Annotated in this window: 10 protein-coding genes; 3 read left to right on the top strand and 7 right to left on the bottom strand. The window is 46.5% G+C overall.

Annotation, left to right across the window (positions count from 1 at the left end; translation table 11 throughout):
• Positions 1–91: 91 nt before the first annotated feature.
• Both AACT42_RS17780 and AACT42_RS17775 read left to right on the top strand, forming a co-directional pair.
• Positions 92–1,327 (top strand): outer membrane protein transport protein, encoded by a 1,236-nt coding sequence (locus AACT42_RS17780; RefSeq protein WP_013868388.1) that lies wholly within the window; start codon positions 92–94, stop codon positions 1,325–1,327.
• Positions 1,328–1,342: 15 nt separating this feature from the next.
• Positions 1,343–3,679 (top strand): VolA/Pla-1 family phospholipase, encoded by a 2,337-nt coding sequence (locus AACT42_RS17775; protein WP_094131786.1) that lies wholly within the window; start codon positions 1,343–1,345, stop codon positions 3,677–3,679.
• 195 nt (positions 3,680–3,874) lie between these two features.
• Here AACT42_RS17775 and AACT42_RS17770 read toward each other — a convergent pair whose 3' ends face one another.
• The 6 genes from AACT42_RS17770 to AACT42_RS17745 all read right to left on the bottom strand — a co-directional run bounded on the left by AACT42_RS17770 (position 3,875) and on the right by AACT42_RS17745 (position 13,935).
• Positions 3,875–4,432 (bottom strand): Lcl C-terminal domain-containing protein, encoded by a 558-nt coding sequence (locus tag AACT42_RS17770; RefSeq protein WP_094131787.1) that lies wholly within the window; start codon positions 4,430–4,432, stop codon positions 3,875–3,877.
• Positions 4,429–5,889 (bottom strand): Lcl domain-containing protein, encoded by a 1,461-nt coding sequence (locus tag AACT42_RS17765; RefSeq protein ID WP_094131788.1) that lies wholly within the window; start codon positions 5,887–5,889, stop codon positions 4,429–4,431. Before AACT42_RS17765 ends, AACT42_RS17770 begins: the two co-directional genes overlap by 4 nt.
• Positions 5,890–5,891: 2 nt before the next feature.
• Positions 5,892–8,168: a proprotein convertase P-domain-containing protein gene (locus tag AACT42_RS17760; RefSeq protein ID WP_094131789.1), complete on the bottom strand. Its 2,277-nt coding sequence runs from the start codon at positions 8,166–8,168 to the stop codon at positions 5,892–5,894.
• A gap of 9 nt (positions 8,169–8,177) precedes the next feature.
• Positions 8,178–10,319, bottom strand: a complete 2,142-nt coding sequence (locus AACT42_RS17755) for a TonB-dependent hemoglobin/transferrin/lactoferrin family receptor (protein WP_094131790.1) — start codon at positions 10,317–10,319, stop codon at positions 8,178–8,180.
• Positions 10,320–12,332 (bottom strand): prolyl oligopeptidase family serine peptidase, encoded by a 2,013-nt coding sequence (locus tag AACT42_RS17750; protein ID WP_094131797.1) that lies wholly within the window; start codon positions 12,330–12,332, stop codon positions 10,320–10,322. It lies immediately after the preceding gene.
• A 256-nt stretch (positions 12,333–12,588) separates the two neighbouring features.
• Positions 12,589–13,935 (bottom strand): DEAD/DEAH box helicase, encoded by a 1,347-nt coding sequence (locus AACT42_RS17745; RefSeq protein ID WP_088733584.1) that lies wholly within the window; start codon positions 13,933–13,935, stop codon positions 12,589–12,591.
• 396 nt (positions 13,936–14,331) lie between these two features.
• Here AACT42_RS17745 and AACT42_RS17740 point away from each other — a divergent pair, with 396 nt between their 5' ends.
• On the top strand, positions 14,332–14,601 hold the full coding sequence (locus AACT42_RS17740) for an Lpp/OprI family alanine-zipper lipoprotein (protein ID WP_094131791.1): 270 nt from the start codon (positions 14,332–14,334) through the stop codon (positions 14,599–14,601).
• 107 nt (positions 14,602–14,708) lie between these two features.
• Here AACT42_RS17740 and AACT42_RS17735 read toward each other — a convergent pair whose 3' ends face one another.
• A complete protein-coding gene (locus tag AACT42_RS17735; protein WP_013868372.1) occupies positions 14,709–15,632 on the bottom strand; it encodes a L,D-transpeptidase family protein in 924 nt (307 codons plus the stop codon).
• Positions 15,633–15,634: the final 2 nt, after the last annotated feature.

The raw sequence follows: 15,634 nt of genomic DNA, 5'->3' as shown, positions 1-15,634 counted from the left end.
AATACATCATTTTCTTTGACATATCAACAACACAAAATTAACATCTCGCATTGCAATGCCATTACCATAACAAGGCCTTAGGAGGTCGAGAATGATCATCAAACCCCGCACGCTACTCGCGCTATCAATATTGACAGCGTTTAATGTTCACTCTGCAGGCTTCCAAGTGGCAGAGCATTCAGCCTCAGGGCTAGGACGTGCTTTCTCTGGTGAAGGAGCGGTGGCCGATAACGCGAGTGTGATTGCACACAACCCCGCAGCCATGACACGGTTTGATACGACGCAGTTTTCTGGTGCACTGTCCATCGTTGACCCAGAGGTTGATGTATATGATGTGAAAAACCAACAGAAAATGAACGATGTTGCGCCACTGCAAGTCGTTCCCGCGGCTTACTACGTCAGTCCAATCAATGAAAAATGGGCTTGGGGGATGGGAATATTCACTACTTACGGCGTCGCTACAGACTACCCTAATGATATTTATGCAGGCGATCTTGCAGGCGATACTTCTCTTCTTTCTGTCAATTTAAACCCGAATATTGCCTACCGTGTTAACGAACAGCTTAGTCTCGCTGCGGGTATTAACCTCGTCTATGCCGAAGCAAAACTGACACGACATAAAGGTGCTTTAGCCGTATTTACTGGCGGCTCTGCCTCTGACAACCTAGTCGGAATGACTGGCGAAACCGTGGCTTTGGGCTGGAACATCGGCAGCTTATATGAGTTCAACCAAAACCACCGTGTCGGTTTTGCTTACCGCTCTGCTGTTGATCTGGATTTTGATGATGGTGAGTTTTCAAGCTATAGCTCAGGTGTTGCAACAAACGCTGTTGTTGAAGGACGTTTAAAAATCACGCTACCTGCGATGTGGGAAGTTTCCGCATTTCACCAACTCACTGATAGCGTGGCGTTGCATTACGGGTACCAACGTACCGACTGGAGTTCATTCAAAGAGTTAAAAGCAACGTCATCACAATGTACCAACGGAGAGTGTTTTTATAAATCTGAAAAGTATGAAGACAGTGGCCGTTGGTCATTGGGTTCAACTTATCAATTAAACTCGACTTGGACACTACGCGCCGGTTTTGCTTTTGATGAACAAGCGGGCGAAGCCACATTGAGTATTCCAGATAGCGACCGTTATTGGTATTCAGCAGGCGTGAGCTACGTGATCAGCGACTCGCTATCCATTGATGCGGGTTTTGCACTGGTGAAAAGTAAAAGCGGCACGTTTACCGAAACCAACAAACTCAATGAAACATTGACGTTTGAATCGCAAGGGACTGCTTACCTTAGCGCTATTCAACTTAACTACACATTCAACTAAACTCAGGGATAAGTCATGCTTAAAACAACATTCAAAATATCGCTGCTCTGCTCTGCGTTATGGTTAGTCGGTTGTGGTGATGAAACGAACAGTTCGGGAGCAAGCACAACACCCACTTACGAAGCCTACATTCAAGACGCGTTAAAACGCGACACCAGCATAAAATTCACGCTCAGCGGCGCAAACGCAAACGTACCACTACCCTCTTTTGCACTCATGAATGCCAAAGACGGCACGTTAGAAATTCCAACCAAGGGTGATGACGCCTTAACCAATCCAGTCGCCGCTATGGGCACCATGGATGGTTGGTCAACATCAATGCCACTGTTTCTAGACTTTGAAGGCGTAGGATTGGCTGACGGTCTTATCTCTAACGGTATTTATTTAATTGAGCTGACCGACAGTATGATTGGCAGCCCAGCGGTTAAAAATGTGCTGACATTGAACACCGACTTTGCTGCCATCGCCAGTGCCAGCAGCGATAAAATTGCGATCGTGCCAAACAAAGCGCTCAACCCTGCCAGTGAATATATTTTAGCCGTGACAGATGAGATTACCGATGTGAATGGCAATATTGCAGGCACATCCAGCAGCTACGCCGCGTTGAAGTCCAAAGTGAAAATCTATACCGATGATAAGCTAGGGGCATTACAAAAAGTGACCCAAGGCGTGGAAAGCATTTTCGATTTGGCAGGGGTGGATCAAACCAAGATTATTTATTCAACGTGGTTTAGTACTCAATCTGTTGGTCAAACACTTTACAGTGTGAAAGGCGCCACCGCCGCAGGCCTTGCAACGACAGATATTGGCAACATTTGGAAGCAAGGTGCGAACCCAAACAACCTTAATTTGAGCGCCGCTTACACCATGAGCTTTGGTGCTACAACCGATTTTGTAACCGCACTTAATAACGATGCAAATTTCCAAACTTACATTGGCGCAGAAAAAACAACCGCTAAAGCGTTTATTGAAAATGAATACACAACCAGCAGTTATCACGTTAATGTCACGACTGGAACGGTTAAGCTCCCTTATTATTTAGAGAAAGGAAGCAACTGGAACTCACAGCCGTTTGAATCAGCAATGCCAAGTTTGGCCTTGATTAAAAATGCTTTGGCAGATGACAATGAAAAAGCCACCATCGCCAATCAGCTCATTGCTAACAATATCGACGTGACTCAACTAGCAACCAGCCCAAGTGAACAGCTTAAGCTAGTGGGATTGACCCTCACAAAGTCTGATGGCAGCGCACTCGATCCTCAGCGCATCATTACACGCTATAGCCCTGTACCTAAGGTGAAATCGTTAGAAGACGTTGATTTCTTACTGTTTACTCCTAACGCGGGAACAAACTGGCCGATCGTGATTTACCAACACGGTATAACTTCTGTTAAAGAAGATGCGTACTTCACAGCAGCACATTTAGCCAATGCTGGTATCGCCGTGATTGCCATTGATCAACCACTGCATGGTGCTCGCAGTTTAGATGCACAGCGCTCAGCTAATGCCGATATTCTAGCGTACCTCAATTTGAACAACTTGGCCGTCGCTCGTGACAACACGCGTCAGAGTATCTTAGATATCATGGGGCTGCGTGCGGCCATTACTTACTCACAAAGTGCAGGGTTGTTTGTTGGTTCCCAATTAGCAAACGCAGACAATACCGCGACGACACCACCAAAATTCCTTGGCCACTCATTGGGAGGAATCGTCGGCTTAAGCGCTGTCGCGAACGCGAACCGCACTATCGGTGATGCTAGTGGTGATGCGCTGTATAAATTCTCTGGAATGGCCATTGCAAACTCAGGTGGTCAAATCGGTAACTTGTTAATGGGTTCAGCAAACTATGGCCCACTCATTAAACATAATCTTGCCTTAAGTGCGAGCCCCAAATACAAAGCATTCGCCGACCAATACTGTCCAGGGTTAACAGAGAAAGTTTGCTACACCACGTTTGAAAACACAGCCTCTGCTTCAGACAAAGCGGCACTGCAAAGTCAGTTGGATCAATTTACCTACGCGACTCAAACCTTGCTAGATACTATGGATCCATACACAAACGCAAGTTACCTAATCAGTGGTGGAACCGCGACAATCCCTACTTATTTACTGCAAGTGGCGGGAGACGAGAGTGTGCCTAACAATGTCACAAATACACGTGCAGGCACCGAACCCCTAGCAACACTATTGGGATTAGCCAACGCAGTACCCTCTGATGTAATCACTAATACGTCTAAAGTCTTCGTGAAAATGGACAGTGGTACACACACAACCTTTCTCGCACCACAAGATACGGCCGATGGTGTGCTTCGCGCTGGAGCGCTATCACAACTGGCTATTTTCTTGAACTAACCGAGTAAACAGCCTGTTTACTTATTCAAACAGCTTTCTTATTTGGAAGCTGTTTGAATTCTCCATCTGCCCTATCTCAACAACTATGGATCAAATCTTAGGTGCTGCTGAAGTAAAACAAAACACCGATCGTCATGTCAACATGACATGACTGATCGTTTCCCTTACAGCGTAAGTGGCGTCATTTCATAACACTTATTCTTCAGCCACCAGCAAAACACCAAATTCAAAATTCGGTGCGTAGTGGTAAATTTCGCCATTGACGGAATCAAAAGACCACACCTGACCACTCGCTAAATGGGGTGATTGGCTCCATAAATACGACAAGATATTGCCTGTTTCATACTTAAAGCCTTGGGCAAATGCTCTGCTATTCATCGCTGGGCCAAAACACGCCATTTCAGTCAATGACACTAACTCTTTAATATTCGGCAATCGCCATTCGGCTTGGCTGGCAAATTGGTGCAATGCATGTCGGCTTTGAGGATGGTTGATAGCCGCCACTTCTTGCAAAGCACTTTGCCAACGAAACCCGGTCGCTTCGCCATCACACTGCTCCGTAGCGGCGTTCCATGTTTTACCAACTTGGCAACGCATCCACGTTAAGCCAGTGAGCTTATCTTTGAGCGTCCCCTGCTCGCTGTAGACATAGCGCGTGTTGGGTGCGCTTTTCGTCATATCAGGAGAACACTCTTGGGCGACGCCGACAGCAGAAAAGATCAAGCAAGAAGCCGCGATTAAATGAGATTTCATTGGTTGTTCTCCTTGGTTGCAACAACTCGAATCGGAAGGACATAAGACGGGTCATTGTCCGCCGCCGTGCTGCTGGAGTAGAGTTCAATCGGGCTACGTTCCCCTTTGGTTGCGCCAGACAGCGCCGTGTAAAGATATTGCATCGAACCATCGCTTTGAAATTGAGAGGTATTGAGATAAGCAATGCCAGAAGTCCACGTATGCCCATCAAAAAATTCGGTGTTCTGCGGCTGATGCGGGAAATAGTCCCGGTTGAAACCAACCGCATCGTCACCCACTTCGCCTAAATCGAGCATCATGTATTGCTCGCTGTTGGTCGGTAAACGCCACGTTTGTAACCCACACAATTTATCTTGATTGATACGATTGATGTAATCTTGCGTAGTGCAAATAGTATCACCTGCCACCTGACAGGAAGCAGCCGTCACATCTTTTGCAAAAGGGATAAACTTGTCGGCAATTTCTAATGCAAACAACCGTTCTTTATAGTTCAAAGACGCGGCATCTTCTGACTTCACTTCCCAAATAAGTCCACTGTAAACATCTTTAACGCATGACCAATCGCTCGCTTCTGCCTCAAGTTCATTGCCAGCCGCATCTAATTTGATGAACGCAAAGCTCTTACCCGTCACGCCATTTTTGGCGGTAATATCTAGGCCATATTCAGCATCTTGACCGGGATAATCAGCATCAGCCCGCGCTTGTGCACCTTGATCGGAATAGAACTGAATAATGCCCGTGTCTTGCAGAGGTCGCTCTTCCGATACTTGCGCCATCAATGTATTAGCATATTCGGTCATCTTTTCGCCAGAAACGATCTCAGAGGCAATCAGTGGTGTATTTTTTGCCATGGTTTGCCCAAGCGTTGCCAGCAAATCAATTCGTTCACTTGCTTTCGCTTTTTGGAGCAACACGACAGCATTGGCATCCAATATTGCCAATGCTGTGTGGCTAAAGTTTTGTGAAATATCACCATTCACTTCAACGCCTAATTGCAAAAGCTGCTCGGCAAGCAAGCGATTCGCTTCTTTCTCCGTATTTCCATCCAGCATAATGCCGGCAAAAATAGAACTCACACCGTTGAGGATATTGCCACTGCTTTTGCCCAGCGCCGGCGCAATCAGGATCGATGATTGGCTGGTTTGGCGACTTCTCGTCATGACACTAATGCCAGTAGAAACGTCAGCCACAATAGGAAAACGGTAGATTTGAGTGCTGTCACTCGTGAGGGTGTAGCGCCCTTGGCTATCGGCTTGCGTGCTGATTTCGCCCACATCACAGGCAAAGTTTTGGTTAGAATCAATGCAGACAGTGGCATCAAGTGCGACGTTTTGCGCTTGAATTTGCCCGCTAATTTTATGGCTGGGTAAAGATGTATTGGCTACATCTCCACTTCCACCGCCACCACAACCAGCCAGTAAAAGTGCCAGCGAAAGTGTTGAAAGTCTTAAGTACATAGTTATGTGTTCTTCAGTTTAAGTGAAAAAATAGCCAACAAATTACGTCGTCTTATGGCGAATGCCGCTAGAGGAAGTAATAAGAGCAGTGAAGTCGAACCGCCACCTGTTTCAGGTGAAAGTGCGTTGGTCACAGGTTGAGGGCATTGATAGCCCGCTAGGCGGCCTACCCCCCATTCAATCAAGGTGCCGAAATTTCCCGGGTTGTAGTCAACCACTTCCAAACGCCAGTAGCCGCTTAGGGCTTCGCCTTGTAAAGAGCCCAATATGGCATCATGTGCCAGCACCCAATAGTCATCAAAACCATTGATGGCCGATGGTGCTTGGTTGAGTAATTCGACGCGTGTCCCTGCGGGTGAAATTAAGGTAACGCGCAGCTCTTGTAGCTCTGGGTGCGATAACTGCAGGCGAACCACAAAATCTTCATCAATCAATGCGTTGCCAACATCGATCGTCAAGCCATAGCTCTTAAATCCGGACGTAACCGTGTCTGCACCGTCAATACTGGCGTCTTTCAATACTGAATTTATGGCCACTGGCGGCGTTGCAAGCTGTGGCTTACCCACGATAAACGATAAAGTTTGCTTGTCAGATTGCATCGCAAGGTACGGTTGATATTGATAACTCGATTCAAGTTGTAGAGTCTGTTTGACTCCGCAGGTGTAGGTGGTTGGCAGCGCGATGCTCCATTGCTGCTGCTGGAATTTTTCGCTAGCGAAAGTAACGGTTTCACCTTGCAAAGTGGCTACCGTTTGTAAACTTGCTTGGCGATCCGTGGCCTGAATGTGCACGTTCAGCGGATCCGTTGGCATCACAAATCGACGTTCCAACAGGAATTTGAAGGGTTCTTGGACTAAGTTATGTTGCTTAAATTGCTGTAATAGAATCGCATCATAAGCGCGATGCGGGTACAGCTGTTTGGCGGTATACAGCATGCTTTCACTCAAATCATGCATTTTTAGACCACGACCTAAGCCGTACATTGATTCAAGAACAATACGGTCAAATTCAGAAAACGCTTCTTGACCGTACTCATTCACGGCCTGTTTCAGCGCTTGAAATAAAGGGGTAGACCACAATTCGTCACCCAACTCACCTGCAACACTTTCATGCGCTCGATACTCTGCGGATGCAAAATATTTTGCCCGCTGATTCCACAAACTGCGTGTCGAAATACGAGAACCAAAATAGCCATCCCAATTAAACACGGTGTCAATTTCGAACGCTTTTCCTTGTGTATACTGGCGGCGAAAACTGTGCGAACCCGCCCAATAGTCACCAAAGCCTTCACCAATCGCGCCCGAATGTCCATAAGCCCAATCGGGAACGATTTGATAATGAATTCCATGCCCAAGTTCATGGGTAACCACGTCGGCATCTAATGCATCGGGCGAGCCCCCAACACCAAACAACACCGCTTTCGGGCCAACATAATAAGAAGAGTTGTTGCTAGATAAACCTCTCGCATCAAACCTCACGGGCTCACTAAACAGGGAAAAACCGAGCTGTTTGGTATAATCAATCGATTGATCAAGATGGTAAAAAGCCATCAGCTGTACAAAGCGATCATCAAGCATCTCCATGGAGAGAATTTCAGCATCTGAGTTCCATTGCGCCACGTCTTCAGCGCTAAGTAAGCCAACACCGCTATCAACCCACTGCTTGGCATCATCTTGTTGCTGTATGGCGGTGGCATCAACTTGTCGTACTCGTTCATTGGCTAAGTAATATTTACCTGCACTTTGCAACATCTCGACATTCACACTTTGGTAGTGCGGCTGGTTTGGGTAATCAGCAAGGTCATTCCACGCCGAATCTGGTGCAGGCAGTTGATCCATGGTTCTTAAATCGGGGTCAAAAAGTTGCACATTGATGCTCTGCACATCTCCTGATGAGAGCGAAGGCGGTTCATTCGCCATCAATCGGCGGGGCGATTCGAGCTCTGCCGCTACCAATGCAACGCCATCTCGCTCGACTGTATTGTGCAAACTTTTGAACACGCGCGTCACTACGCCAGACTGATCGGTCGAGAGCACTAACGCTTTTTGCGGTTGGTATTGGCCGTTCTGCCATACATCAAAGTTGTAATGATTTCCCAGTAAACTCTCGGTTTGATAACGAAACTTCAGTGTCCCAACATCAGGATAAAGCGAGCTCAAATACAGCTCAGCCGACTCTTTCGTTGCAATGGTCGTTTTCGCCAGTGGATAGTCCCACTCCCCCGCAAAGGCGGAATGGCTCAAGCATAGCAAGGTGCTCAGAACGATAATTTTTTTCATCTCTAGCTCCTAAAACACGTATTTAGCCGTAGCGGTAAAGTAACGCCCGGGCTCAGTGGAATAGAGAGTTTGACTTTGACTTACACCTGCGACGTCTTGGTAACGAACGTATTCACGGTCAAATAGGTTCATGATGTTGAGGCTCACATCAAGGTCACGCATCACTTGATAACTCACGCCAAGATCGACCGTAGACCATGCCGACGTTTGCGCGCATTGCGCTTTACGGCCGATATCATCAGAGCATGCTGGTGCTCGATCCATTGAGCTCGCCCAGTTCCAACGTGCGTAGACATCCCAATCTTGCTGCTGGTAATTTAGTTGTCCATTTCCTTCCCACGGCGTGATGGTACGAACGTATTCATCTTGATCATCTTTGCCATCCACATAACCCGCTTTGAACGTGGTTGACCAATGTTGATTCAGTTGATGGGCGAAGGTGAACTCCACACCATACGTTTCGACGCCATTAATATTTTGGTACTGCTTGATCCAAGCGCCTCTATCGCTATCAAATCCCACGTCTTTAGTGTCCATGAAATTGTCAAAGAGAGAGTAAAAAACCGCGACATAAGCTTGAGATTGGCCATTATCGTATTTTGAACCCAACTCAAAACTATCACTGGTTTCAGCCTGTAAATTCATGTTCGGCGCGATAAAAAACGGCGTCAGTGGAACAAAGCTGTGGTCTGCCGCACCGTAGGCTTTGTCATAGGTCGGAGCGCGGTAGCCGTGGTTGTAACTGAGGTAACTGTTGAATGATGGCGTCCACTGGTAAGCTACGGATGCGCTCGGTGACCATTCACTGGTTTGAATTTCACTAACAGCAAAACCAGCAATAGGTTGCTCTGACTGAGGAGTAAGGTTATTCAAATCAAAACGTAAACCAGCGCTAAATGTCCACTGGTTAAGGCTGAATCTATCTTGCAAATAGACGCCCAAACCATAGGCCTTCGCCGGTGCAAACGGAATAATATTTTCGTAGGTTTCCCCATTGGAATCCTTGGTATCCACGTGACGAGGGCGTTCATAACGATTGGTATTAAGCACTGCACCGTAAATAAATTGGTGTTCGATGTTGTGGACTCGTGCTGCTTTTTCTAAATCAACCGATAGCCCTATCAACTGATCAGAAAAACTTTCATCGCGTCTCTCACGACGAAATTCAAGGGTGTCGAAAAAGGCATGTTCTTTGGTCAATAAGCGATTGGTTTGAGTATCACTTTGACTATCACGCCAGTAAAGCTTGGCGTCCACATGGTCTGCCCAGAAAGAAAGGGTATCTAATTGCACCCCCAATGATGCCGATAAGGTTTGGTGCTGTTCCTGTTCAAAAAATTCTTTGCTTTCCCATTTGTCATCGCGTTGAATGGAAGCAATGCCTTCTTTGCGGATGTTTTCATCTTTATAGGCGTTAAATTTTGCACTGAGTAACAGCGAATCATTGACCATGTGATCGTGGGCTAACGATGCACTGAATCCTTCAATATCTCGGTTATAGAGATCTTGGTTAAAGTTGCGAGTCTCTTCGCCTTGCCAATATGAAATGGTCACCAAGCTTTCACCATTTCCATTGCGCACCGCTAGCGTGCTACTGCTCTTATATTGATTGCTGATGCCTGTGTAAGAGCCAGAGGCATCAATATAGAAATCACGTCCTTGCAAATAATCCGCCGGCGATTTTGTGGTGACAACCACAACGCCGCCGATCGCGCCCGAACCATGAATGGTAGACCCTGCCCCTTTCACAACCTCAATGCTTTTTATGTTGTCTAAGGCGAAAGTATTGCGGCCTACTTTGTCGTTAATGTCATTGGCACCATAGCCGTCCGATGCGGCGACGCCATCTTGAATGATCGCAATGCGGTTGCCCGTCATCCCTCGAATCGTGATGTTTTGTGGCCGACCAGCGCCACCCGTAACACTGATTCCGGGTTCATGACTCAATACATCATACAGTTCTGTCGCGCCTTGTTTTTCAATGGTTTCACCGTCAATCGCTGATATTGATCCGGCGACTTTTGACAGCGGCTGTTCTACTTTATTGGCACTCACCACCACTTCTTCAAGCTTGGTTAGGCTGAATTCGGCATGCACTGACCCTACCGCAAGCACGCTAAGCACCGCTGCGGTGATTGGAGAAAGTTTCATTTACTGCTCCGCTTTTTTGTTTTTATCTATGGTAAGAAGAAAGGCGTATTCCACGGCCTGTTGCTGTAGTGCCTTACGTGAATCGCTACTGTGCCCGCTATTGAAGTCCGTCCATAACAAGTAAGGCCCGCTACCCGTACTCATCATCGACATTTTTTCTATGTATTTCGCGCCTTCCCAATAAGGGACACGGCTATCAAACCACCCGACACGGACGAGGGTTGGCGGATAAGGTTTGGCTTGTATATTGAGTAGTGGGTCATAAGCTTCAATTGCTGAGCGTTGCAATGGCTGGCTAGGATCTCCCCACTCTTCTCGCTGCTGCACCGAGAGTGAAGAGGAGTCTTCTGTGGACATGCTTCTAAGCACATCCACAAAAGGCACTTGCAGCACCACTCCAGCAAAAAGTGCTGGGTTTTGATTAACCGCGGCCGCAACTAAGGTTCCACCAGCGCTGCCGCCAATCGCATAAATAGCGCGTTGGCCGTTATTAAAATGCTGCAATGAAGAGGCGACGTTCAGGAAATCTGAGATGCCTATTTTTTTCAGAATGCCAGACCCAGCGCGGTGCCATGATTCACCGTGATAACCACCACCGCGCACATGAGCAATCGCATAAATTACGCCTTGATCCAATAAACTGATCACTTGTGGCATAAAGTACGGACGCATAGTGACGCCATACGCGCCGTAGCCATAAAGAAAGACGCTGGACTGTGCGCTCAAGGTGTCTTTTCGGTACGCCAAAGTGACAGGAATAGCCACGCCATCAACATCCACCACAATCTGTTGTGACTCATACTGTTCCGGTAAATAAGCAGGATAGTGGTCTTGACCCAGTCGCTTCCATTGTAAGCTTGCCACATCAAACTCACGCCAAACTCCTGCAGAAACCATCGACATTGAACGCACGCGCAGTTTATTGCTTTGCCAATCACCGTTACGAGAGACCCAAGCGACCTCACTTTCTGTTGCCAAAGGCTGTGATGCTCTCAACTTTCCATGCTGATCCATAATGGCCAGTTGAGAATGCTGTGCTTGGTTGGTTTTAACCACAACGCCAGCTTGATATAAATAAAAATTATCCAGCGTGGAATGATCATCTGGCGCATAAAAAAGCTGCCAAGGGTTTTCATTCATGCTCAGTAATCGACGGTAGAGTGCAAACTTGCCGTTGAGGTTACTATTGATGTAGAGCCAGCCATTAGCAACGTCTGCGTAGTATTCAATACCCGGCTGTGCGGCACGAAGCGGAAGGCTTAAGTGAGAGCTGTTGGTCTCTAAAATACGTTGTTCACTGCTGTTTTCGTTGTTGACTTGCACGAGGGCAAAATGCGGATCCGCCGCCAAATAGAGAGACACGATCCACTGCGGATCAGCCCACTCCCATAGGGTTTTTGTCTGCTTGCTCAGCACATCATAGCGCTGCAATAAGCTAGAAGAACGGCTTTCTTCTGCCGCCAAAAAATAGAGATATTGGCCATTTTCAGACCAAATCGCTTGAGTCGTTGCAGATTGGCTAAGCACGATTTCCTGCTTCGATACACGATCCACCAGCGTCAGCGTGTAGTGCTCTTCGCCAGTAAAATCTTCGCTTAATGCAATAAAGCGGTCCCCTTTTGCCACCGCCCAATTGGCTAACTGGTAATAATCTGATTGCTGCTGTCTTACACTGATATTGACCAAGCGCTCAATTGGGCTGTCTTCTGCGGTCTTTTTAACAACAAAACGTTCACCCTTAATTACTTGATCATGATAGTAATTTTGGTACTGGATGAGCCAAGGTGTCGGTGCTTTTACGCTCTGACTCTCTGACCATGTTTTAACTAGTGCATTAGAAAGTGGTGCGGCTTGATTGAGCCACTGTTGTGTTTTTTTATTGTGGTCTTCAAGGTGTGCTCGAACCTTAGGCTGGCTACGCGAGCCATCTTCCAGCCACTGTAGTGACTCACCATAAGATGAATGAAAACAAGACAAACCAACAACAAAAGCAATGATATTGAGTAATTTCATTATGATCAGTGAAAACATAGCCAATTATTATAATGAGGCGCAGCTTGCCACCAAACGATAATGAGATCAATTATCATTTTTATATAAAATAGAGAAATTATGAAATTTATAAGGGTGAACGTTTGCGTGTATATAAAAACACCGCCAATTTGGCGGTGTTTTTATAATTAGGGTGAGGTTGTCTCAGCAAATACTGGCATTGAGTCCGTCAGCAGATTCGATTGACCGAAAGGTCACGCTGACAAGACGCTCGCGGCTACTCATCGTCAACTTTAGGTGCAACTCTCTTTTTCGGCACAAATACCGCATCACCCACTGCCACATTCTGATAAAAGGTTTTATCGCGTTTAACGGGCTTCTTATTGGCGGTGTGCGCCTTGGGCTTAGTACTTTTAGTCTTAGCGGCTGCGTTTTTCTTAAAGGCCGGAACGCGTGGTTTTAGTCCGGTAAATTTACCTTTCAGATCATCAAATTGAGAGAACTCGATATCTTGCTGCAAAAAGGCTTCCACGCGCTTGAAGCTGTCCCAATCTTTTGGGCCAACCAGCGAGATTGCATCACCTTTATTACCCGCACGGCCTGTACGACCAACACGGTGCACATACTCTTCCGTATGTTTGGGCATATCAAAGTTAATCACGTGCGTCACGTTTGCAATATCAAGGCCACGTGAAGCCACATCCGTCGTGACCAAAATTTTAAAGACGGCGCGCTCAAACTGGCTCATGATGGTGTTGCGCTGGTTTTGATTTAAGTTACCACTCAACGCAACAGCTTTCAGTTTCTGCTCGTTGAGTTTAAGCGTTAAACGCTCAGTATCAGAACGAGTTGCGGTAAAAATGATCACTTGTCGATATTCGGCTTCTTGCAGCACGCGTTCGAGTAAGGCTTCTTTGTGATCGAGATGATCACAGAGGTAGAATTTTTGGGTGATGTCTTTATGCTCTTCGTTGGCAACACCAATCGAAATGCGTTTTGGATCTTTAAGCAACTCGGTACCAAAGTCATTCACTTGGCCGTGATCAAGCGTTGCGGAAAACATCAGTGTTTGGCGACGACGGTGGTTCGCTGCATGATGGATACGGCGTAGTTCCGGAGCAAAACCTAGGTCCAGCATGCGGTCAGCTTCATCAAGGATCAGCGTATCTAAACCATCAAGACGCAACGAGCGGTGCTCTAAGTGATCCGCTAAACGACCAGGAGTCGCTACAATAAAACGGGGGAAACGGCGCAGTGCTTTTACTTGGTCGTTAAAGTTTTCACCGCCCACAATCAGCGTTGCTTCGTAGCTCAACCCACTGAGCATAGTACGCAGCTCACCGTACACTTGTTTGGCCAACTCACGTGTCGGAGCGAGAATCAGAGCTCTAGGGTCTTTTGCTGATAACGCTTTAGTTTTTAGAGACTTATGCAGCATTGGCAAAACAAACGCTAATGTTTTACCCGAACCAGTCTTAGAGGATGCCAACAAATCTTTACCTGCAATCGCCACGGGAACCGCTTGTTGTTGGATCTCTGTCGCTTGTTTGAAGTCATAGTGTTTGAGGGTCTTCAATAAGCGATTGTCTAAGCCTAAATCTTTAAACTGCAAAGGATTCTCCAAAAATTTGTAAAGTTGCCACAATAAATAGGGCAAGAGGTCAAAATGAAAACGCAATATGATAGCCCGAAAGGCGCTTAGATAGATAGAGATCACATAAAAATAATCAGCACGCACACTTTTTCAAGGCATAAAGAAGATAGAAAATACGTCTCTTAACGATGAGACATAGCGGAGTAAATGGGCATAAATTGAAATTCTTGGATTATTTTGACGTTCGGCTACTGGGTGAACGCTAGAATAGTGTCTACAATTGAGTTCGTCACTATATGATGATTTCCAAACAAGCGTATACCCAAACGACTTGACGTTGCAGGTAAACAGCACCGCTGTAGCTTCAAGTAGGAAAAGTATAATAGGGCGTCATTGATAATAATCTTACAAACAAGGAGTTCAATAATGAATAAGATGTTAATTGCAGCTGCAGCCTCTTCTGTACTTCTACTTGCTGGTTGCGCATCAGGCCCTGATGACGCAGCAATGACGAAAATGGATCAGCTAAGCAACCAAGTTAGCCAACTCAGTGATCAAATTTCTGCACTTAAGAGCGAGCAATCGACACTTTCGTCTAAAGTAAGCCAAGCGGCTGATGCCGCTGCCGCTGCGCAAGAAGAAGCGGATCGTGCAAACGAGCGTATCGATAATATTGCTCAGTCATACACGAAATAATTTCGTTATATTCCATAGCTGAAATTGCTTAAAGGCTTGTTAATTCAAGCCTTTTTTATTGCTGCTATTACATGGTTCACCATTAATGAACTCATCAACTTCTTTAATTACTCCAATGAGGTCGAAAAATCTGCAGCCACAACTTCGACAGGCACACCATTTTGCGCCAAGATCACCGCTCTCGCTTTCGCATCTGATTTGTTAAATTCATCCAACCACCAGCGAAGTTCTTGCGGTACCTGCAACTCTTTTTTACTGCCGTTACTGCGCGTTAAAGGTTCATGAGCTTCAAGAAATACGCTTCGATCTGGCTCTAAGGCTAATTTTATCGGCTCATCAATTACTTTCACTTTCTCGCCACGCTGGACCTGCTTAAATAGCCATTCAATATCCTTGGGATCCATACGAATACAACCTGAGCTGACTCTCATACCAATACCAAAATCTTTGTTGGTACCGTGGATCAAATAATCACCCGCACCATAAGCGAGACGAAGCGCGTATTCACCAAGCGGGTTATCTGGCCCAGCAGGCACCACCGCGGGCAGTTCAATACCTTTCGCTTTATATTCAGTGCGGATCGATTGAGGAGGTGTCCAAGTTGGGTTCGGCCGTTTTTGGCTGATAGTGGTTTCCATTTCTGGCGTGTCACGACCAATACGGCCAATACCGACGGGGAAAATATGCACTTTGCGTTTTTCAGGCTCAAAGTAATAGAGCCGCAGTTCCGCTAAGTTGATGACGATGCCTTCGTAAGCCACGCGCGGTAAAATAATTTGTGACGGAATGGTTAGCACAAACTCTTGCTGCGGCAAAAATGGGTCAATTCCTTTGTTAGCCGCCATCAAAGATAAAAACCCAACATCGTACTGTTTTGCAATTTGCGCTAAGGTTTCGCCCTGCTCAATCACGTGATATTGAGTTCGGCCAACCATGCTACTGCCTTCGGCAGGAAAATCATAAGTCGCGGCGAACGCGTTCACACTGAGCGCACCCCAGCAACAACACAAAGAGAGTAGCTTGCGTAGCATGG

It is taken from the genome of Vibrio sp. V15_P4S5T153 (genome assembly GCF_963874485.1).
GTDB lineage: Bacteria > Pseudomonadota > Gammaproteobacteria > Enterobacterales > Vibrionaceae > Vibrio > Vibrio anguillarum.
Note: the sequence above shows the minus strand (reverse complement) of the source record. Positions and strands in the feature narration are given on the sequence as shown.